This is a genomic window from Lentibacillus persicus, assembly GCF_900112705.1.
GTDB classification, from domain to species: Bacteria; Bacillota; Bacilli; order Bacillales; family Amphibacillaceae; genus Lentibacillus; species Lentibacillus persicus.
In genome coordinates, this window is the sequence record NZ_FOMR01000003.1 from 92273 (window position 1) to 113887 (window position 21615).

General features: G+C 45.3%; 19 protein-coding genes. 4 read left to right on the forward strand and 15 right to left on the reverse strand.

Going from position 1 to position 21615, the window contains the following annotated elements:
• Window positions 1–4: 4 nt before the first annotated feature.
• The 7 genes from BMZ22_RS04845 to BMZ22_RS04875 form a co-directional block, all read right to left on the reverse strand.
• Window positions 5–898, reverse strand: a complete 894-nt coding sequence (locus BMZ22_RS04845; protein WP_090082362.1) for a glycosyltransferase family 2 protein — start codon at window positions 896–898, stop codon at window positions 5–7.
• Window positions 895–2013, reverse strand: a complete 1119-nt coding sequence (locus BMZ22_RS04850; RefSeq protein WP_090082367.1) for a glycosyltransferase family 1 protein — start codon at window positions 2011–2013, stop codon at window positions 895–897. The genes BMZ22_RS04845 and BMZ22_RS04850 overlap by 4 nt, the downstream gene beginning before the upstream one ends.
• Window positions 1998–3152: a glycosyltransferase family 4 protein gene (locus BMZ22_RS04855; RefSeq protein ID WP_090082372.1), complete on the reverse strand. Its 1155-nt coding sequence runs from the start codon at window positions 3150–3152 to the stop codon at window positions 1998–2000. Before BMZ22_RS04855 ends, BMZ22_RS04850 begins: the two co-directional genes overlap by 16 nt.
• A gap of 39 nt (window positions 3153–3191) precedes the next feature.
• Complete coding sequence (gene galU / locus BMZ22_RS04860; RefSeq protein ID WP_090082376.1) at window positions 3192–4079, reverse strand: UTP--glucose-1-phosphate uridylyltransferase GalU; 888 nt, start codon at window positions 4077–4079, stop codon at window positions 3192–3194.
• Between the two features lie 160 nt (window positions 4080–4239).
• A complete protein-coding gene (locus BMZ22_RS04865) occupies window positions 4240–6063 on the reverse strand; it encodes a polysaccharide biosynthesis protein (RefSeq protein WP_090082380.1) in 1824 nt (607 codons plus the stop codon).
• Window positions 6064–6291: 228 nt separating this feature from the next.
• Window positions 6292–6960 carry a CpsD/CapB family tyrosine-protein kinase gene (locus BMZ22_RS04870; RefSeq protein WP_245745203.1) on the reverse strand — a complete coding sequence of 223 codons (669 nt, stop codon included), beginning with the start codon at window positions 6958–6960 and terminating at the stop codon, window positions 6292–6294.
• Window positions 6938–7675 (reverse strand): YveK family protein, encoded by a 738-nt coding sequence (locus tag BMZ22_RS04875; protein ID WP_090082388.1) that lies wholly within the window; start codon window positions 7673–7675, stop codon window positions 6938–6940. The genes BMZ22_RS04870 and BMZ22_RS04875 overlap by 23 nt, the downstream gene beginning before the upstream one ends.
• Before the next feature lie 337 nt (window positions 7676–8012).
• On the opposite strand from BMZ22_RS04875, the gene BMZ22_RS04880 reads away from it, so the two are divergent.
• Together BMZ22_RS04880 and wrbA are read left to right on the forward strand one after the other, a co-directional pair.
• A complete protein-coding gene (locus tag BMZ22_RS04880) occupies window positions 8013–9014 on the forward strand; it encodes an LLM class flavin-dependent oxidoreductase (protein WP_090082392.1) in 1002 nt (333 codons plus the stop codon).
• Between the two features lie 707 nt (window positions 9015–9721).
• On the forward strand, window positions 9722–10330 hold the full coding sequence (gene wrbA / locus BMZ22_RS04885; RefSeq protein ID WP_090082395.1) for an NAD(P)H:quinone oxidoreductase: 609 nt from the start codon (window positions 9722–9724) through the stop codon (window positions 10328–10330).
• A 147-nt stretch (window positions 10331–10477) separates the two neighbouring features.
• On the opposite strand, the gene BMZ22_RS04890 is transcribed toward wrbA, so the two are convergent.
• The 3 genes from BMZ22_RS04890 to BMZ22_RS04900 are packed head-to-tail and all read right to left on the reverse strand — an operon-like array spanning window position 10478 to window position 12948.
• Window positions 10478–11392: a pseudouridine-5'-phosphate glycosidase gene (locus BMZ22_RS04890; RefSeq protein ID WP_090082397.1), complete on the reverse strand. Its 915-nt coding sequence runs from the start codon at window positions 11390–11392 to the stop codon at window positions 10478–10480.
• Window positions 11389–12474 carry a carbohydrate kinase gene (locus BMZ22_RS04895; RefSeq protein ID WP_090082401.1) on the reverse strand — a complete coding sequence of 362 codons (1086 nt, stop codon included), beginning with the start codon at window positions 12472–12474 and terminating at the stop codon, window positions 11389–11391. The genes BMZ22_RS04890 and BMZ22_RS04895 overlap by 4 nt, the downstream gene beginning before the upstream one ends.
• 39 nt (window positions 12475–12513) lie before the next feature.
• Entirely contained in the window at window positions 12514–12948 is a 435-nt protein-coding gene (locus BMZ22_RS04900) for a hypothetical protein (protein WP_090082404.1), read from the reverse strand.
• A gap of 111 nt (window positions 12949–13059) precedes the next feature.
• Here BMZ22_RS04900 and BMZ22_RS04905 point away from each other — a divergent pair, with 111 nt between their 5' ends.
• Entirely contained in the window at window positions 13060–13515 is a 456-nt protein-coding gene (locus BMZ22_RS04905) for a DinB family protein (RefSeq protein ID WP_090082407.1), read from the forward strand.
• Between the two features lie 77 nt (window positions 13516–13592).
• Here the strand turns inward: BMZ22_RS04905 and scpC are convergent, their stop codons facing one another.
• Both scpC and BMZ22_RS04915 read right to left on the reverse strand, forming a co-directional pair.
• Window positions 13593–15107: a succinyl-CoA:acetate CoA-transferase ScpC gene (gene scpC, locus BMZ22_RS04910; protein WP_090082412.1), complete on the reverse strand. Its 1515-nt coding sequence runs from the start codon at window positions 15105–15107 to the stop codon at window positions 13593–13595.
• A gap of 241 nt (window positions 15108–15348) precedes the next feature.
• Complete coding sequence (locus BMZ22_RS04915) at window positions 15349–15993, reverse strand: LytTR family DNA-binding domain-containing protein (RefSeq protein ID WP_090082415.1); 645 nt, start codon at window positions 15991–15993, stop codon at window positions 15349–15351.
• Between the two features lie 159 nt (window positions 15994–16152).
• Here BMZ22_RS04915 and BMZ22_RS04920 point away from each other — a divergent pair, with 159 nt between their 5' ends.
• On the forward strand, window positions 16153–17214 hold the full coding sequence (locus tag BMZ22_RS04920; RefSeq protein ID WP_090082420.1) for an NAD(P)/FAD-dependent oxidoreductase: 1062 nt from the start codon (window positions 16153–16155) through the stop codon (window positions 17212–17214).
• 48 nt (window positions 17215–17262) lie between these two features.
• Here the strand turns inward: BMZ22_RS04920 and BMZ22_RS04925 are convergent, their stop codons facing one another.
• From BMZ22_RS04925 to BMZ22_RS04935, 3 genes are read right to left on the reverse strand one after another with little or no spacing between them, the layout of a single operon-like run.
• A complete protein-coding gene (locus tag BMZ22_RS04925) occupies window positions 17263–18582 on the reverse strand; it encodes an exo-beta-N-acetylmuramidase NamZ family protein (RefSeq protein WP_090082422.1) in 1320 nt (439 codons plus the stop codon).
• Window positions 18583–18618: 36 nt separating this feature from the next.
• Window positions 18619–20403, reverse strand: coding sequence for a glycoside hydrolase family 3 protein (locus BMZ22_RS04930; protein WP_090082425.1), 1785 nt, complete (start codon window positions 20401–20403; stop codon window positions 18619–18621).
• A gap of 19 nt (window positions 20404–20422) precedes the next feature.
• Complete coding sequence (locus BMZ22_RS04935; RefSeq protein ID WP_245745208.1) at window positions 20423–21169, reverse strand: endonuclease/exonuclease/phosphatase family protein; 747 nt, start codon at window positions 21167–21169, stop codon at window positions 20423–20425.
• Between the last annotated feature and the right edge of the window lie 446 nt (window positions 21170–21615).

Here is a 21615-nt window from a genome sequence, read left to right on the forward strand (position 1 = left end):
AAGATTACGGCACGTTAACGGCCCTTGTTTTCGTTAAAATATAGATATAGAGCATTAAACCAAAAGGCAATGCCGAAACGGTCAGCCATTTCTGTGGTGAATCTTTAAAAAAATTCCGGTTCCTGCTCAGTAGACTGCTTGATACATAGTGAATGGCCTGCCGGAACTTAAACATGCTGCCTGCAAAGGGCAGTTGCATCAGTTCTTTGCGGTAAAAGGTAAAGCCAAGCGGATTTTTCCGGTATTGATAAAGCATATTTTGGGTCGATCCGTCAGAGCGGTACTCCACACAGCATAAGACTTCATTCATCACAAGCATTTCATAGGTTTGATCGAGTTTATAATACTTGTAATCCAGACCTACATACCGTTCATTCTTAAAAAGCGGATATGGGTACTGTTTCGTCAGAGCCGTCCGATAGACTAACTTTTTATCACCTGTGACACCATGCCGGTTGTACAAATCAAACAGTGTAGAAGTTTTTATACCAGCCGGCATTTTTGACCCGATTATCTCGTTACTGCTGTCTGAATCAAGGCCAATAATGCCACTGACTTCTTCACTTCCATGCATCTTCCAGAATGTCAAAATCTTCTCCACCGCATCAGTCGGCATAAAATCATCCGAATCAATACAGACATTCAATTCACTTTGAATGAGCTCATAAGCTGTGTTATGCGCGCCGTGCATACCTTGATTCGACTGCCAATGATAGTGAATCCGGAGATGGCCTTCATTAATCCAATCAGTGACAAGTTCATGCGTGTTGTCCGTTGAACCGTCATCAATAATAAGCCAGATGAAATCCTTACTCGATTGATTCTTCAGACTTTCATACAACTTATCAAGACAATATGCACGATTATAAGTTGGCGTAAAAACGGTTAACTGTTTCATAACGCATTTTCTCCCAATATCAAATAATTTTTTTGCGTTGTTTTAGCTGTGCTTGTAATATCATAGCCTCTTTCTGCAAGTGCACGCTGGCTGATGCGCCTCTCCGGCAAATTCGCTATCATACGTAGAATTTGCTGGACCCATATTTCCGGGTCAGTAATCGGCAAGTGCTGCACAAGCCCTGTTTTCATATCTGCTTCAGTTGTGATTTGGTGTGAGACCAGACACGGCAGCCCAGCCCCCTGCGCTTCAACCAGTGTCACCGGGAGTCCTTCGTGAAGCGACGGAAATACAAAAACATCTGAAGCATGGAGAAGGGCATGAATATCTTTCCGCACACCAAGCATTCTTACATTCTTCTCAAGGTTTAGAGCACTTATCTTTGCTTCAATTTGAGGTCTTAACGGCCCATCACCCACCAGCAGAAGTACAATATCCGGTATCTCAATTTTTAATTGGGCTATCATATCCAGAAGCCACAGGTGATTTTTTTGCACCGCAAACCTTCCGATGTGCACCAGGACAATTTCGTCTTCTGTCAGCTGCAATTCCTTTCGAAGCGTTTTTCTTAAGCTGGTGGAGAATCGGAATTTTTCCGGTTCAATTCCGTTTTTCAAAATAAAGACATCTTCTGCTTTCCGGTTAAAAAGCCAACTGGCAGCTGCGTGTGAGCACGCATATTGATGGGTAGCATGCGACTTAATGTACTGCCCCGCGTACCATTTATATGTTTTTGACAGCAAACCACCTTCGCTTTCGGTGTTATGACTGTGTGCAATCCGGACCGGGACATTGGCTTCTTTAGCGGCCTTTAATACAAGCCCGCTCATTTTATCCATATGAGCGTGTATGATCGTGTACGCCGGATGCTGCCTGAAAAATTGTTTCAATGCCCGGTTGAACCCTTTATGGCCCGCTTCCGTCACATAAGGAATACGGTGAACGGTTCCGCCCATTTGTTTAATTTCTGCATCAAACACGCCTGGTTTACACGTCAAAAAATCAAATTGAACTTTTGACCGGTCAATATTCCGATAAAGATTCATAATCAACGTTTCAGCACCGCCGCGGTTCATATTGACGACTGCATGCAATATTCTTAATGGGCTGCCCACGCCACACCCTCCCGTTCTTCCATAATTGATTGATAAATACTTGCCTTCTCTGCTAAAACGCAGTCCGTGCTGTATGTCGAAAGAATTTTGTGCCGGCCGTTTTCACCAAGCTTCATCCTGAAATCCTCGAAATCGGCCAGTGACATTAACTTTTCCGCAAATGCGTGCGAATCCCAATCCTCCACTACATAGCCAGTTTCATAATGCTCCACCAGCTCCCGATGCCCACGGTTTGCAACTGCAACAACCGGCAGTCCGCACGCCATTGCCTCCATAACATTTACGGGAAGCCCCTCACGCAAACTTGATGCAACCGCCACATCACTCATTTGCAGAAGCCGCTCAATATCTTTTCTGAAACCTAAAAAATCCACCATATGGGCAATACCTAATTTTTCGGCAAGGTGCCGGCACTGTTGCTGGCTTTCTCCTTCGCCTGCAAGCAGGAGCCTGGCGTTTGGCACATCATCTTTTAAACGTGCAAGCGACTTAAGGAGAAATGCCTGGTTTTTATTTTTATTGAATTCAGCGGCGTTAAATAATAAAAAGTCATCCGCATGATAGCCGAATGACTTTTTAAGCTCATTTTTTTTGTTTTTGCCGATGGGTTTAAATCGTTCCGTATCCACGCCGACACCATGAACGTGTTCAATCGTTTTGGCTCGGAATCGATGTTTTCGTGCTGTCTTAAAATCCTCATCATTAATCGTAATTAAGCTGTCGGTATGCCGCGCCAAGTATTTCTCGATTGGATAGTAAATCAGCCAGTTAGGGATTGGTGCGCCTTTACAAAAGTGAAACCCGTGAGCGGTATAAATGATTTTGGTCGCCCGTTTGCGCGCTTCTCTTCCAGCCAATCGGGCAAGAACGCCGCCCAGGGGTGTGTGGCAATGTATAATTGAATAACGGTTTTGATCAATTAACTGTTTCAGTTGTTTGTAGGCTGTCATGTTGGACCGGCTGAGCGGTGATCGCTCAATTGGAATGTTGTATTTGTGATCGGTGTAAGGTAAGTTAATATCGCCGGCTGCGGCAACATCGACTTTCCAGCCCTGTTCTTTAAACCATTTCATATAAGGCAAATGAAAAGCTTTAAAATGGTAATCGACCGTTGCACAGTACAGAATGCTTCCAGCCACATGAATCACCTCCCGTTTGTGTTATCAGTGGCTGTGATGTTATAAAGGTTTTTTCGCGAGTTCATTTTCCAGAACGGCAGCGAGGTAGCTCAGAAGGTCTTTTCTTAAGTCATCGCGTTCCAGAGCTAATTCGATAGTTGTCTGGATAAACCCCATTTTTTCCCCGACGTCATACCGTTTGCCCGAAAAATTATAAGCATAGACCGGTTCGTGCCTATTCAATTCAGCAATTGCATCGGTCAGCTGGATTTCGTTGCCTGTTCCCGGCTTCTGATTGCTTAAAATGTCAAATATAGCCGGCGTTAAGATGTAGCGTCCCAATATCGCAAGTGTCGATGGGGCAGCTTCCTTGCCCGGCTTTTCGATTAATTCATTCACCTGATAAAGCTGATTGGCCAAATGGTCACCACCGACAATCCCATAGCGGGAAACCTCTTCCTCCTTGACGCGTTGTACGCCCAGGATTGAGCCGTTATAGCGATTATATTGGTCTGTCAGTTGTTTTAAAGCGGGCGTCTCAGCATGAACAATGTCGTCACCGAGCAGCACGGCGAAGGGTTCGTCACCGATAAATTTGCGGGCACACCAGATAGCATGACCGAGACCTTTTGGTTCTTTTTGCCGGATATAATGAATATCCACCATTTTTGATGCTTTTTGGACTTCGCTCAGCAAAGCAAATTTGCCTTTGTCCAGCAAGTTTTGTTCCAGTTCAAACGAATGGTCAAAATGGTCCTCAATAGCGCGTTTTCCTTTTCCAGTAACGATAATGATGTCTTCGATGCCGGATTCAATCGCTTCTTCCACAATATATTGAATCGTTGGCTTATCGACGATCGGCAGCATTTCCTTTGGCATTGCTTTCGTTGCCGGGAGAAACCGTGTTCCCAGGCCGGCTGCCGGAATAATTGCCTTTTTCACTTTCATTTGATCCACACCTCTTCTCATGATCATTTAGACGCAGCAACTTTGGTCGAACTACAGCGATTATCTTTCAATCTACAGCGATTCCAGCTAAATCTACAGCGATAGTCTTTCAATCTACAGCGATTAAGCCTCAATCTGCAGCGATTCCCGCGAACAGGGATTACACGGGGATCGCATCCTCGTTTCCGCGGAGACTGTTTTTATTGGCCACCATCAACAATTCTTCTTTCAGCTGCTTGCTCTCCATCCCATCATAGCGGGTGATGATTGTTTCGATCGCATTCATGTATAATTGCGTCGTTTTGCCGACGTAAATTTTCGGGTAAACTTGTTTGTCATGAACCTCGTCTGCCTGCAGCAACTCTTCGAAAAGTTTTTCGCCGGTTCGGATGCCGGTAAATTCAACACCAATTTCTTCAAGCGAATTCCCGGACAGTTTAATTAAGTTTTTCGCAAGGTCGACAATTTTGACAGGGTCACCCATATCCAAAACAAAAATCTCCCCGCCGTGAGCGAGTGTCCCGGCCTGTATGACAAGCCTTGAAGCTTCCGGGATCGTCATAAAATAACGGACCATATCCGGATGTGTCACCGTGACGGGGCCGCCTTTTTCAATTTGTTTTTTAAACAGCGGGATAACGCTGCCGCGGCTGCCAAGCACATTGCCGAACCTTACCGCTACAAATTTTGTATTACTCGTTTTATTTATGTGCTGAACAATCATTTCAGCCAAACGCTTCGAGGCCCCCATAACACTCGTCGGGTTCACTGCTTTATCGGTTGAAATCATGACGAAAACTCCAACGTTGCAGCGGTCTGCGGCTTGAGCTGTATTGCGTGTGCCAATAATATTGTTCTTGACCGCTTCTTCCGGGTTGCGTTCCATCATCGGCACGTGTTTGTGTGCCGCGGCATGATAAACCACATCCGGCTGATAACGGCGCATTACTGTCATCATTTTGCTTTCGTCCTGTATATCAGCAATTTCGGTTCTGAAATTAATCCGACTGCCTGAATGCTCCTTCAGTTCCATTTCGATGTCATAAATGCTGTTTTCACCATGCCCGAGCAAAATAAGCTGTTTCGGGTTAAAAGCTGTAATTTGTCTGGCTATTTCGGATCCAATTGACCCGCCCGCACCGGTAACCAAAACTACTTTGCCTGTGATACTTTCTGAAATGCTCTCAATGTCCATATCAACAGGATCTCTGCCAAGCAAGTCCTCAACCTGTACATCACGAAATTGGCTGACAGCAACTTTTCCGGTTATCAGGTCTTCTAAAAGGGGCAAAATTTTGGTCGTAGCTTTTGTTTTGGCACACTCCTGAAAAATTGTATTTAATTCTTTTCGATTAAGAGAGGGGATTGTAATGATAATGTTATCAATGTTCAGTTCCTCAGTGGAGCCAGCAATGTCCTTGACACCGCCAACAACCGGGAGACCCAAAATATCGAGTTTTTGCTTTTTTGGATCGTCATCAATAAATGCGACTGGGTGGAGATTGCCTTCGTTTTGTTTGATTAACTGACGGGCTACCATCGTGCCTGCTGATCCCGCTCCAATAATTAATGTCCGGATTTTCTGGTCCTGTTTATTCATGACCGAATCCCGGTACAGACGCCAAACGAACCGCGACCCGCCGATCAGAAACATATGGAGCAGCCAAGTGACGGCCAGCAGTCTGAATTGGATTTCCTGAAGAAATATGAGTTGAAGTAAAGATGCACACAAGATGGAAAGTGTTACGACTTTTAAAATGATTAATAATTCCTTTGTGCTGGCGTATTCCCAAAACTTTTTATAAAGTTTGTACTTAATTGAAAACAGATGATGGCTTATTAATATAGTAATAGAGGTTAGGGCGACCGGTATATTGATGACATGGATGGTCGCGTTCACAAGAAAACTGCTGATAAAGATTGCCGTCAGCACAATACACGAGTCAATTACGAAGAATAGCGATAAACGCTGCCGATAAGTCATGAATCCCCCCCCTTTCCTGATAGAGTGTTTATAATGCGTGTGAACAACCATAATATGTAATTGAAATGGGCATCCAACCCGTCCTCACTCCACACCACCGACGACTTGCGTCTAAGGTCTGTTTCAACCCACAGCATGATCGAGTGCCTGCGTTGATAATGGTTAGCAGACATCACCAAAAACCATTATTAAATTCTTAATAACGAACACAAGTGGTAAAATTTTTTGTTACTTTTCATTCATTATGATGCCTGTGAGATCGGCTTGAGAGAGCTCCAGGACCCTTCGTGCATCAGCTGCCTGTTCGATTTGCGTTTTTCCGCGACGGAGAACTAATACAACACCGCTGCATTGATTTGCAAGGACGCGTGTTTCGGTTGAATGCAGAATCGGCGGCGAATCAATCAGCACTTTGTCATAAACCTTACCGGCCTTATCCAGAAGGGCGGTCATTAATCCGTTGCCCAATACTTCAGCAGGATTCGTCGTGATTGATCCGCTCGTCAAGATATCCAGCTGACCAACACCTGAGCTGCAGACCGCTTCACTGAATTTTTTATCACCTTTAAGGATATCCGTAAGACCCGGGCTTTCTGATTTTTTAAAAATATGATGAATGGCTGGTTTTCTTAAATTTGCATCGATGAGAAGCACTTTTTCTTTCTGCTGGGACAGCGAAACCGCCAAATTCGTTATGGCAGTCGATTTGCCTTCATTTTTGCCGGGAGAGGTGAATAATAAAATCAGATTATCGCTTTCTCCGGTGGTGAATTTGATATTTGCCCGGATTGTGCGAAATTGATCCGATATAATCGACTCGGGATTTGAATGGGTAACAAGGTTTTGCTTTTTTCGTTTTACGGCTTTCATGCGTTTATTTAATATCAACAGTCTCACCTCTGACAGCCATTTCCTTTGTTTTTTTCTTCTTATTTACGAATTTGCGTTTCGTCATATTTGAAATGGTTCCAAGTACAGGGACACCTAAAATGTCTTCTGCTTCGTCTTCCTTTCTGATGGCGCCGTCCATGGCATCCAGTATAAACACGAGTCCTATCCCGGTCATAAGCCCGAAGACAATCGCCATGATTAAGGTGCGATTTTGATCGGTATTAATCGGCGCTGTGTTCAATTCCGCCTCAGACAGCAGCTGCACCCCTTTGAAATCAAGAATTTGTTTAATTTCTTGTTTAAACATTGCTGCAGTGGAATTGGCAATATTCATCGCCGTTTCCGGATCGCTGTCCGTGGCTTTAATGCTGACCACCTGCGACTCCTCTATTTGCGTTACTTCAATTTGACCTGCGATTTGGCCGGGGCTTCTCGCCAATTGAAGCTCATTTGCTACTGTTTCCATAATCATTGGGTCAGTGATCATCACCATCAGTGTGTTCATATCCATTTCTTCTTCACCTGTTCCGATAATGACACGGGTAGACGTTTCGTATAGCGGTGTGCTGTTCATATTGCTGTAAATGTAGCCGCCCGCTCCTGCAATAAGTGTCACAAGCAAAATAATCCAAAATCGTTTTTTAATGAGAGTGAAATACTCGCGCAAATTGATCTCTTTTGGGCCCTGATCTTTAAAATGATGCTCGTTTATCTTGTGCAATCAACTCACCCTATCTTTCTATGGAATATTAGCGTATTCTGGAGATTTTATATTATTCGTTATAAAGAACATTTAAATTAAAAAAATTTGGACCGATATTTCCGCATTTATTAGTTTAAAGTATAGTTCTTTATAATGAACATGTCAATGGTTTTTTTAAATAAATTTTAACAAGTTCCGTTAACCCCCTATTTAAATGATCTCAAATAAGAACACACTTATATATTAAATGCAGGCTTGGGGTCCGTCAAGTTTTATTTGCAGTTCTCTGGGCAGGCAAATTATTGGAACTGGATTTCAGAAGGTCGTATCATTTTGATCAAGGAGTGAATGATCTATGCCAAACAAAACATTCAACACTATTCCACTCTCTGTTCTGGACCTTGCCAACGTTCTTGAAGACGGGACGCCGGCACAGGCATTTGAAAATAGTGTGGATTTAGCACGAAACGTGGAAAAGTTCGGATTTAACCGTTACTGGCTTGCCGAACATCACAATATGCCGGGTATTGCCAGCTCAGCTACATCGGTACTGATTGGCCATATCGCAGGCGCGACAAATGAGATGCGCATCGGTTCAGGCGGTGTTATGCTCCCGAACCACGCTTCCCTCGTTATCGCTGAGCAATTCGGTACACTCGAAACACTCTACCCAGGGCGTATTGACCTTGGCCTAGGCCGGGCGCCAGGGACTGACCAGGCAACAGCCTATGCGTTGCGCCGCACGTTGAACCAGCGTGTCGAAGATTTTCCGATGCAAGTTGAAGAGCTGGAAAATTATTTCGCCGGTACAGCCGGTGTGCGCAGTGTGCCCGGCGAAGGATTAGACATTCCAATCTGGCTTCTTGGATCAAGTGGGTTCAGTGCCCAGCTTTCTGCCCAAAAAGGACTGCCGTTTTCATTTGCAAGCCACTTCGCACCTGATAACACCATTGCTGCACTCAACCTTTACCGTGACAACTTCCAGCCGTCCGAAGTGCTGGATGAGCCATATGCGATGATTGGCGCCAACGTAATAGCAGCTGACACGGATGAACAAGCGCGATACCTGGCGACATCACAGCAGCAGCAATTCTTGAGTATCCGCCGCGGCCAGCCGACCAAGCTGCAGCCGCCGATTGAGGATATCGATGCTGTTTGGTCCGAGATGGAAAAGCAGGCTGTCCAACAGTCGATCAATTCCTTCTCGACGATTGTCGGCAGCAAAGAAACGGTTAAGCAGGAACTTGAACGCCTGCTAAACGAGACAGAAGCTGATGAAATCATCATCTCTTCACAAATATATGATCACAAGGCCCGCGTTCGCTCGTATGAAATCCTGAGTGAATTGATGGAATAGTGACTTAAAAAACCTGGCGATTGCCAGGTTTTTTTGTTTGGCTCTTTTCGTAAATTTTGTTGCTTTTTAACCTTCACAGTTTTCATAAACTGCGAACTAGTAAGTGCCACGCCCACCGCTTCGGAAATACACTTGAATGCTTAAAGCCGCTCCGGCAATATACTTCGCTTTCCATGGGCACGGCCTCAGCCTCCTCAGAAAGCAAAGACCGCTTTCTTGCGGGGTCTTCGGACACGTGCTGTTCCCATAGGAGTCTTCGTATATTGCCTGCGCTACGAAACAATTTTTTGCATGGCAGTACATGAGCAAACAACCTTAGCGTAGGAAATACATGCCGACTCCTGCGGGAGCATAGGCATAGGTGAGACCCCGCAGGGCGCAGCCCGAGGAGGCTCACCAGCCGCCCGCGGAAAGCGGCATGTATTTCCGGAGCGGTATTTTTAGCACTCAGTGATAATTAGAAAGAGTTCACTGGTTCGCACTTTACATCCAGTACGAAGCAGATAACAACAATCTATACGAAAACAGCCTTTAGTTTATATCAGCCGGTCTTCAATTGTAAACTTTAGCGAAATCACTGCAAATTTGAGCATGCCACCACGGTGAAGATGGCACACGAGCCACATGTGCCTTTTCTGAATGACTCAGCAAAACTTGAAGATACTAAAGAAGATTATTCTAAACCATCAGCAAAGGAGACATGAACAGTGGCAGACGTAAAATTAGCCATCGTTTACTACAGTTCTACCGGAACGAATTATAAGATGGCCCAATGGGCGGAAAAAGCAGCAGAAGATGCAGGTGCTGAAACAAAACTGATGAAAGTGCCTGAACTGGCGCCGGAAGAAGCGATCGCTTCCAACCCATTATGGAAAGATCATTATGAAGCAACCAAAGAAGTGCCCGAAGCAACATCGGACGACCTCGAATGGGCTGATGCGATAATATTCAGCGCGCCGACACGCTTTGGCAACCTGCCGGCACAAATGAAGAATTTCCTTGATACACAAGGGGGCCTTTGGGCATCCGGCAAAACGGTTAACAAAGTTGTCAGTGGCATGACATCAGCCCAAAATCCACATGGCGGCCAGGAAGCAACGCTGCTTTCACTATACACCTCCATGATGCACTGGGGCACCATCATTGTGACACCGGGCTATTCAGATGACTCTATTTTTGCAGCCGGCGGCAACCCTTATGGGGCAAGCGTTTCCGTTGACCAGGACGGCAACATGGTTGAAGACGTTGAAGGCGCAGTTTCCCATCAAGCCCGGCGCATAGTCGATGTGGCATCCCGTGTTGTGCAGGGCAGCTGATTTTTAAAAAGCCGCATTCCCTCATTTTGAGGTTTGCGGCTTTTGATATATTCACTCTTAAATTGTGGACTTCAGCCAGCATATGACCGAACAACAGCCCTTTACACAGAAAAGCACACGAGCCAAAATGCTCTTATGCTTTTAAAATTATTGCATAGCCCCGAGTTTCACAGCGATGTCTGCACCGACACGGGCATTATGTTTCACGAGCGCAATGTTAGCATCAAGGCTTTTGCCGCCAGTGAGTTCTTTTACTTTTGCCAGCATAAACGGTGTCACATCCTTGCCGGTTATACCATTGGCTTCAGCTTCTTCCAAAGCCTGAGAAATGACTGCGTCTATCTCTTCTTCTGCCATTGCATGTGCTTCTGGAATCGGATTGGCAATCACAGCACCACCGGACAGCCCTAAATCCCACTTCGTTTTCAGTGCCGCGGCGACTGTAGCAGGTTCGTCCGCACGGAAATTGACCGGAAACGGTGTCGTTCGTGTGTAGAAAGCGGGCAGGACGTCTGTTTCATAACCAATCACCGGGACGCCTTTTGTTTCCAGATACTCCATTGTTAAACCAAGATCAAGTATTGATTTGGCACCTGCGCAAATAACTGCAACGTTTGTTTTTGCCAGTTCCTCCAAATCTGCCGAAATATCCATCGATGTCTCAGCCCCACGGTGAACGCCGCCAATACCGCCGGTCACAAACGTTTTGATCCCGGCAAGTTCAGCACAAACCATCGTAGCGGCCACAGTTGTCGCACCTTTTTGCCCAGTTGCCACAATATACGGCAAATCCCGGCGAGAAACTTTGGCGACACCTTCAGCCTGTCCAAAGCCCTCCAATTTTTCGTCGCTCAAGCCAATTTTTATTTTTCCATCCATAAGGGCAATTGTTGCCGGCACTGCGCCATGATCCCGGATAATTTGTTCCACTTCACGGGCTGTTTCCACATTTTGCGGGTATGGCATGCCATGCGAAATAATTGTTGATTCGAGTGCGACTACAGGTTTTCCTTGTTCTTTTGCCTTACTGACTTCTTCTGATAGCACTAAATATTGATTCATTTAAGTTCCTCCATATCATCTTGTAGTTGTGACACGGATAGTTCCGGTCTTACCGTATAGCCTGACATTAATGTCTTCGTTGCATTGACGACAGCTGTCCACGCTATTTTTGCAAGTTCTTCCTCATTCAGCCACGCATAAGCAACACCTGCAGAAAAGGCATCACCGGCGCCGGTTACGTCTGCAATCTCATCCAGTTGAACAGCTGAGACATGGTGAATGCCTTCTGTCTGGTTCCCAATTACTGCGCCTTCTTTGCCATTCGTGATGACAACATTTTGAACAGCCGATTCAAGCCATTTGGCGGTCAGTTCATGCATTGAAAATTGACCCTGGAAAAAAGCCTCTGATTCCGTTTTGTTTGTAATCAGCCACGTCACACCGCTCAATTCTGCCGGCAGCCGCTCCATCTTAGGTGCCGAAACGGTTACAATAATCAGCGGTATGTCATGACTGGCTGCAAATTGGGCCAAAAAAGCAAGCGTTTCTTTCGGGCAATTCAAATCAGCTAAAATGCATCGGGCCTGCAGCAAAACGGGTACATGCGCCTTGATCCATTCAGGTATCATCAAATCAAAAATTTCCATATCAGCAAATCCATAAACCAAATCCCCGGATTGATCGAGAACAGCTGTATAGGAACCGGTCGTTTCCTCAGTAAAATGCGTCACATCTTCAAGATTCATGTAAGGCGCAGAGGCTTCCTTTATATAATCCCAGTCTTTATCCGTTCCGCTCACCGTGAGCAGTTTCGTATTGACATCGAGCTTTCCGAGATTTTCTGCAATATTGCGTGCCACACCGCCGGCATTCTGTTCCGAACGAACCGGGTTTGAGGTTCCTTCTCCCAGCGGCACTTTTGCATAAAATTTCCGGTCAATATTGGCACCGCCAATACAAATAACTTCTTTCAATTCATTCAAAATATAAGCTTTGCCCTTGATGTACCCTTTTTTCATCAGCCCTGAAATAAGATTGGCCACAGATGGGCGGGATAAATCCAGGGCTTCTGCCAGCTCCTGCTGCGAGATATAAGGGTTTTTTTTAATCAGCTGAAAAAGTTTGCGTTCGCGTTCATTCATGTGGCAACCTTCTCTCAAACATTTGTTTACATTATAAACTTATGTTTGATTAGCGTCAAGTTTATTATTAAGATACTGTTTAACATAGCTGACAGCTTCGTCGCTGAGCCAGTCTGTATTAACCTGTGTGTCCTCTTCATTTCTTAATTTGAGAATCAGCTGCGGATCGTAATCAATGTACCGCTCAATCGATTCTGCCCGAATCTTCCGCCGGGGCAACACGAGCGATCCTCTGTCAATCGACATAATATTATCATCCACACGAATATAATCCCGCTGTTCCCGCATTATATAATCAAAACCCCGGAAAACCGAAAACAGGAAAACCGCTGCCGTACTTATAAGTATAATTGGATGAAGTTGCCCATTTAATAATGCCTCCACCACAAGCACCAAAATAAAGACAGCCGCATTGCCAAAAGATTTCAGACTTTGTTTCAACCATTTTTCATGATTTGCATACTTAAATGACATAGGATATCATCGACTCCTTTATAATCGTTACGAAAATAAGCTGAATAATGTTTCATTTGCTTAAAACTTGTTATAGTAGACTTAACGACTTATAAAAGTGAGGTTTTAGAGATGAGTAACTTAATGATGGCCCAATTTAACACAACGCACAGTGCACTTATGAACGAGATTAAAGATGTCAGTGAGGAGGAGCTGAAAACCCAGCCGGAAGGGTTTAATAACACGATTCACTGGCATATCGGTCATGTACTGACAGCCAACGAAATGTTCTTGTTCGGATTTCCGGAGAATACCGAGCACTTGCCTGAACATTACAATGATTTATTTGGCTATGGCTCCAAACCTGAAGACTGGCCTGAAGATGTGCCAAGTGCTGATGAACTCGCAGGCCAATTAACCAATCAGCTGAAGCGGATTAAACAAATCCCCGAAGAAAAATTCGATGAAAAATTGCCGAAAGCCGTTATGGGTGCTCAAACGTTTGGTGAACTGGCAGCGCTGGCAGCATTTCACGAAGCAAATCATGTCGGCCGCATCAATGCCATGAAAAAAGTACTGAATAAATAATGAAACAGAAAGGACCACGCTTCCTCTTTGCGTGGTCCTTTCTTTATATATGAACAGTCATAAGCAGTGTAATTTTCCTAAACGGTCTCCAACGCGCGCTCACGCATCGTGCCATGCTCGGCAAAATTAGCATGCCACGAGAACGCTTTTTCAAGTACGTGCGGTGTTTGCCCGCCGCGCTTGAGGGCTTCATTGTAATACGCCCATAATTGATCGCGATATAGCGGATGGGCACAATTTTCAATAATCTTCGGCACGCGCTCACGTGGTGCCAAGCCGCGAAGATCTGCGTATCCCTGTTCCGTTACAACAACATCAACATCATGTTCCGTATGGTCGATATGGGAGGCAAACGGTACGATGCTGGAAATATTACCATCTTTTGCAATTGACTTCGTAACAAACACGGCAAGCTTGGCATTACGCGCAAAGTCACCTGATCCGCCGATACCATTCATCATTTTCGTCCCGGAAACATGCGTCGAATTGACATTGCCGTAAATATCAAATTCAAGCGCGGTATTGATTGAAATCAAACCAAGCCGGCGAATAATTTCCGGATGATTGGAAATCTCCTGTGGGCGCATGACCAATTTGTCACGGTATTTTTCAAAGTTGGAAAAGACCTTTTGCATTTTGTCTTCCGAGAGTGTAACGGAACAACATGACGCAAAATCGACTTTCCCGGCATCAATTAAATCAAATACGGCATCCTGCAACACTTCAGAGTAGACTTGCAGATTCTGAAATTCAGAATCCACCATGCCGTGAAGCACCGCATTGGCAACCGAGCCGATTCCGGATTGAAGCGGTGCCAGCTGTTCATCAAGACGGCCCGATTTAATTTCATCTCTAAGAAAATCAAGCAAATGATCGGCCATTATCTTTGTCTCTTCATCAGGCTGACCAATCGTTGATGGTGAATCCTCCTGATGCGTAAACACGATACCCTTAATTTTCGCCGGATCAATTTGAATACTTGAGTCGCCTATGCGGTCATCCGGCTTTGTAAGCGGGATTGGCTGGCGTTCACCTTGTTTTGCCGGACTGTACAAATCGTGAATGCCTTCAAGAAGCTCCGGCTGGGCCGTGTTGATTTCGACAATAATATTTTTGGCATTTTCAGCAAACACCAGTGAGTTGCCAATCGAAGTGGACGGAATTATCGTACCATCTTCGGTTATCGCAATCGCTTCCAAAATAGCATAATCAATTGTTTCGATAACATCATGCCTGATCCATTCAGAGGTGTGTGACAAGTGATGATCGACAAACAGATGCTCACCTTGGTTAATTTTTTTACGCATAACCGGATCTGCCTGAAATGGCAGTCGTTTATTAATGATATTTGCTTCAGCAAACATCTTATCAATATCAGACCCAAGTGATGCACCGGTGAATACGTTGACTTTAAAGGACTCGTCTTCTGCCCGTTCAACGAGTGCTGTTGGCACCGCTTTCACATCACCTGCACGTGTGAAACCGCTCATTCCCAGCGTCATGCCATCCTTGATCCAAGATGCCGCATCTTGTGCCGATACAACACGATCATGGAGGCGCGCATCACGAATACGTTCTTTGTTAGCGTTCATGATGTAACCCCTTTCTTTTTGAGTTATAGAACAATTTTAACGTATATGGTCAGGGGAGCTGGAGATTTTTGTGGGGAATAGCTATAATCACCGTGAAAGGATAAAATATATGGCTGAAGCAGCAAATTTTTGCAACGGGCAGATATTTTGCGGATGAATACAATTGAACGCGTCGGCGGGCCAGACTCCGGCTGAAGCAGCCATTTTCTGTCCAAAATAGCCTGGCAGCACCGCCGCTGTATTAGAACCCGAGCAATTTTCTGAAATAGCTGGCATAGGATTGACTCACCGGGACCTGGATGCCATTGGTCATTGCCAACAGAAAAGTCGAATGCGTATCAGGAAAAATATCTTTGATGTGATGGACGTTTACTATAAACGACCGATGGCAGCGAATAAACGTCTCTCTTGGAAGTGAGTATTCATAATCCTGAAGCGCACGGCTCGTCGTACCCGCCAGTTCCTCAGCAAACACATGCGTTTTCCGGTCTTTCGCTTCCATGAAAACAACATCATGAAATGGAATTGGGCGCCAGCCATCGCCTGTTTTGACGGTCACGACCGATTTTCCTTCCGTCATAACTGGATAAATCGCCGTCACACAGCCCTGAAGTTTCCCGTCCTGGTGAAACGGGACCGCCATTCCATGATAAGGCACGCCAAAGACACTCCGATCAATGAACTCGGAGACCTTCTGTCCGGTGCTGATCGCTTTCTGGGCAATCGTCCCCTCAACGACAGGATCACCCGTCTGTATCTTTAAATCAATGCGTTTGCTCGGACGGTAGTAAATATACTCGGATGTGTCTGAAACGGCAATGGAAATCTCATCAGAAAACAGTTCGCCGACGACATCTAAAAGTGAACCAAATGTTAAACGATCCATTAAAATGACACCTTTCCTGCTTTTTTTGTATAATCTTACGCTATTACTGGTAAAATTTAAATAACAATTCCTGTCTTTTCCTAGTTTTCCGGCGCGACTTTTGATAATCTTATCAGTAACAGCACTTATATATATTAAGGCATATAAGGAGTTTTTGTCATGAGAAATGTAGTCATCCTTGGCGGCGGGTATGGCGGATTAAACATCCTGCAAAACCTGGTCGAGCATGATCTTCCAGAAGATTTGCATATTACGGTAATCGACCGCAACCCTTATCACTCGATTAAAACTGAATTTTATACAATCGCAGCCGGAACCTCAGCTGATAAAGACGTGCGTATGGATTTTCCGGAACATGATAAAGTCAGCTACGTCTATGCTGAAGTCACAAAGATTGATACAGCCGAGCAACAGATTCATTTAAAAGAAAGAACGGAACCTGTACCGTTTGATTATCTGGTCATTGCACTGGGGTGTGAAGACAATTACCACGGTATTGAAGGGGCAGAAGAATTTACTGAAAGTGTGCAGACATTCAACAAGGCACGGAGCGCGGGGATGGCAATCGGCAATCTGCCCGCTTACGGGAAAGCGACAATCGTCGGTGCAGGGCTCAGCGGCATCGAAGTGGCGTCTGAGATACGCGAAAGCAGACCCGATTTGAATATCCGGATTCTCGATCGCGGCAATACAGTGCTGAAGGCGTTTGACCAGAAAATCCAGAACTATGTTGAAGACTGGTTCATGAAAAACGATGTCGAGGTGCTCCATCACGCCCAGGTGGAATACGTCGAAAAAGACGGTGTCTGTAATAACGGCATCTGTTACGTGAATGACGTTACGATCTGGACAGCAGGCGTCCGTCCGAATTACCTTGTTCGGGAACTGCCGCTCGAGCAGGACAGCCATGAAAAAATAATTGTAAACGACTATTATCAAGTGCCTGAGCAGCCGCATATTTATGTGGTTGGGGATTGTGCTGCCTCTGAACATTCACCAAGTGCTCAGCTCGCACGCCAGCAGGGAGAACAGATTGCAGAAGTGCTCAATGCCGTCATCAAAGGCAAAGAACCGAAAAAACCCGGAAAGCTCAAACTGAAAGGTACCCTCGGATCACTCGGAAGTTCAGAAGGATTCGGCGAAATGATGTCACAATCAATGGTCGGCTACATCCCGCGCCTCGCCAAATCCGGTGTCCTGTGGCTTAACAAACGGCACTGATTGAAAAAAGGGGGACAGCGTGTCAGACACACTGTTCCCCTTTTTCGCTTACTGATTCCATGGTGGTCCCGGTCGTTTTTTGCCCCCTTCATACAACAAATATGCTTCTCTGGTTTCTTTAAATTCGTCCAGTCCGTCCTGCCACTGGCTGACAATCGTATCGATTGACGTGCCGTTTTCTATTTCTTCCCGAACCCAGCCGTTGCCGATCAAATTATCAAAAAATGAGATACCTTCACTGTTTTCCGCTCTGAAAGCAAAATCTTCCGGGTACATATCATGTATCGTTTTCACAATGGCCACACCCGTTTTAACCGGTTCGTACGCTTCTTTATCGGTCACATGTATCTCAATGCCGTGTGATAATTCACCGCTGTGCTTTGAGAACTGTGGCGTAAAAGACGCTGCTCTGAATTGGACACCATTATGCCCTTGTTCATTTAGATTAGCTGCAAGCTCCGTACTGTTGATATATGGCGCACCAATCAACTCAAACGGCTTGGTTGTGCCGCGGCCTTCAGATACATTTGTTCCTTCAATCAGCGCTGCCCCGGGGTAGACCAATGCTGTATCCAGTGTCGGCATGTTCGGTGACGGCCTTACGAATTCGAGCTCCGTCTCATCATACGTCATCGAACGATTCCAGCCTTCCATCTCGACAACTTCCAAATCCGCACCAATATCAAACGCGTCATTGAACAATTTGGCCAGTTCACCAACAGTCATGCCATGGCGAAGCGGGATCGGATAAACGCCGACAAACGATGAGTACTCAGGCTCCAACACCGGCCCTTCGACTTTTTCACCGCCAAGCGGGTTTGGTCGATCGAGAACTACAAATTCAATATCGTTTTCCGCTGCAGCTTCCATGGCATATGCCATCGTGTAAATATAGGTGTAGAAACGTGTTCCGACATCCTGAATATCGAACAGCAGCGTATCAACGTCTTCCAGCATTTCCGGTGTTGGCTTGCGCGTTTCACCATAAAGACTGTAGACAGGCAGACCGGTTTTTTCATCAATATAAAACTCGACATATTCACCTGCCTGTGCACTTCCACGGACACCGTGCTCCGGACCGTACAGTGACACAAGATTGACGGCATCGTGGTTGTGCAAGGTATCGACGATGCTGTTCAACTCCTTGTCAACACCAGTCGGGTTCGTGATTAAACCGACATCCTTGCCTTCAAGCATGTCGATTTCATCTTCGAGCAAGACATCAACACCAAGCTTAACATCCGTATCCTGACCCGGTGGCACACCATCCGGCGGACCGTGGCCCTTTCCCGGTGAATCCGCCGTAACGACAGACAATGTCGCTAACATCATGATGGCGGCCGCTAATATTACTAGCCATTTTTTCATTATGCATGCCTCCTATTTTGTAGCGTGTAATCGTGATCAGTAACCAAGATGGTGTCCATAGTCATACAATTCCGGAATTGTAACCGGCAGTTTGCCCTGTGGATTAACCTCACCGATCAAAACGCTTGAAAGTGCTTCAATCGATACATCACGGTTGCCGTAAGTCGCCAGATAGCCATCTACTTCAGGAAACGCCATTAAATCATACGGATTTCGAATGGCAGAAACAACAACGTCCTTGCCTGTGCTTTCAAGTGCTGACACCAACTGCTGCTGGGACGGGTTCGTATTTGCGGTATAGGTGGTTACCAGAACGGTATCAGCATCCTTGGCGCGCGAAACGGCTTCGTCAATTTGTCCTTGTGTCGGGCTTGTGCTGGTTGCATAATCACTGACGTTGAAGCCTTTGTCTGCCAGCTGTTCAGCAAGATACTCAGGTTCACCCAACGATGGACCGGTAATCAGAACATCCTGCTCAGTTGAAAGCGGCAGCACATTATTTTCGTTTTTCACCATTGTTATACTCTTATTGGCAATTTCATCGGCTTTAGCAAGGTTCTCCTCGCTTCCGATATTTTCCACCGCATCCGGGTTTGTTTTTGGATTGCCGAACAAGCCTTTTTCCATCTTGGCCTTCAAGATACGATAAACGGATTCGTCAATGCGCTCTTCACTGATTTCACCGCTTTCAACCGCTTCAAGCATCGCATTATACGACTGTTCGACATTTGGCGGATTCAGTAAAATATCGTTACCTGCCTTAAATGCTTCAACCGGGACGCGTTCAGGTTCAACCACATTGGCACCGGACATGCCAAGGCTGTCCGTTACGATCAGCCCGTCAAATCCCATTTCCTCGCGCAATAGATCAGTCAGAATAGGTTTTGATAATGTTGCCGGCAGTCCTGAATCATCAAGAGCGGGCACAACAATATGTGCTGTCATGATTGCCTCTATACCAGCATCAATTGCTGCCTGGAATGGTTTCAAATCCACATTTCTCAGTGTCTCAAGGTCATGATTGATAATTGGCAGACCATAGTGCGAGTCAACGTTTGTGTCACCGTGGCCCGGGAAATGCTTGGCTGTCGGTACAACCTTCTCCTCCTGATAAGCCTGCACTTGCGAAACAGCCATGTCAGAAACAAGGTCAGGGTCTTCACTGAATGAGCGAACACCGATAACCGGATTTTCTGGGTTAACATTGACATCGGCGACAGGGGCAAAATTCATGTTAATGCCGAGACTGCTTAATTCGCTCCCCATAATGCCTGCTGAATCAGCAGCCAGGTCAGTTGATCGGGTCGCCCCAAGCGCCATGTTGCCGGGGAATACCGTGCCTGGTTCTGTCAGCCGTTGAACAATACCACCTTCCTGATCGGTTGAAATGAACAATGGAATCGGCATGCGCTGATCCATGGCAATATCCTGAAGTCCATTTGACAGGGCGTTGACCTGTTCAATATTTGCCGGATTGCCAATATTTTGGGACCAATTAAAATAAATCACACCACCGATATGATATTCTTCAATTGCTTTTTTAAAGTTTTTGGCACCGCGATTATTATTCAGGTTGGTCTCTTCGAAGTCGGGGTCTGTGGGGGTTTGTCCATACATGTGGATAATAAATAACTGGCCGATTTTCTCTTCCAGCGTCATATGGTTCATTTTACTGACAATCCAACCGTGTTTGGCTTTTTCACCATTTCCCCAGCCTGGTTTAGTCGGGTCATCCCAACCCTTTCCCAGTGCTGCTGCGGGGAAGCACAGCAGTAAAATCAGCATAAACGAGATGATTGAAAACAACCGTCGTTTCAGCAAATGATTCACTCCTTTTATGTTATCTTCCGTTACCTCGTTTTAAAGTGACATCCATGACGACGGGCAAATGATCAGAAGCAAGCGTATCAATAACCCGAGCATTTGAGGTCCTCATTCCTTCAGATGTCAAAATATAATCGATGCGTTGGCTTGGAGAAGAAGCTGAATACGTATAACCAATGCCCTCTCCGCTTTCAGTCCATCCATCATTAAAACGGTTAAAAAGAGGATCCAGTTCAGGCGCATCCGGACTTGCATTCATGTCCCCGGTTAAGATTACATTGTCATTCTCCGGCATAATAGTAAGCATATCCTCCACTTGCGCTTCGCGAACATAAGGGTCGCCACGGTAATCCAAATGTGTGACATAAAACGAAAATATGGCACCTTTTGCATTAATTACTGTTTCTGCAAATCCTGGTGCCGGCGCCGGTATTGGGTCTGTTCCCTGTGTTGAAAGCCGTGTAATATGACGGTTATCAGCATTAATAATCGGATACTTGCTTAAAACCGCCACCCCATACTTCCGTCGCGGCTCACCTTCAAAAATCGGATCCTGATTATATATTGGAGCCATAAACGCATGCATATCCAGCTTTTCAGCAAGTCTTTGCAGTTGATCATCAAAATTGCTGCGATAGCCCCAGTTCTTATCTACTTCCTGCAAACCGATAACATCAGCTTCAGATGCTTCAATAATATCAGCAATCCGATCGAGATCATAGCTTCCGTCACTGCCGATACCTGCATGAATATTGTACGTCATTACTTTAAGCGTGACATTTCGAGCATCATCCGCATTATTATGCGCATCTGCTTGCAGCGAAGGTATGCTAAAAACAAGTAATAAAAGTACGGATAAAAACGTTAACCGAATTTTTATAGTAAATCCTCCTTTTTTTCGTTTATTTGATAGATAGATTTCCTCCAACTTTTTTGTTACTACTAGATTAACGAGAAATCACAGGAATGTACATGCTACATTCTAACCATTTTAAAAATTCAGTAAATAATGCGAATCAACTATATAATTCATAACCCTCCAAAACTTTGATGGGCAATTTATCACTACACACGGTATAAATAGGTCAAATGATGCAATCCTATTTACTCTTTAACCATTGACCAGTCATTTGTCTCGTGCAACCAACGTCAACCCTTTTCATTTTTGATTTTTTAATAAAATGATATAATATTGAAAGGACTTTAAGC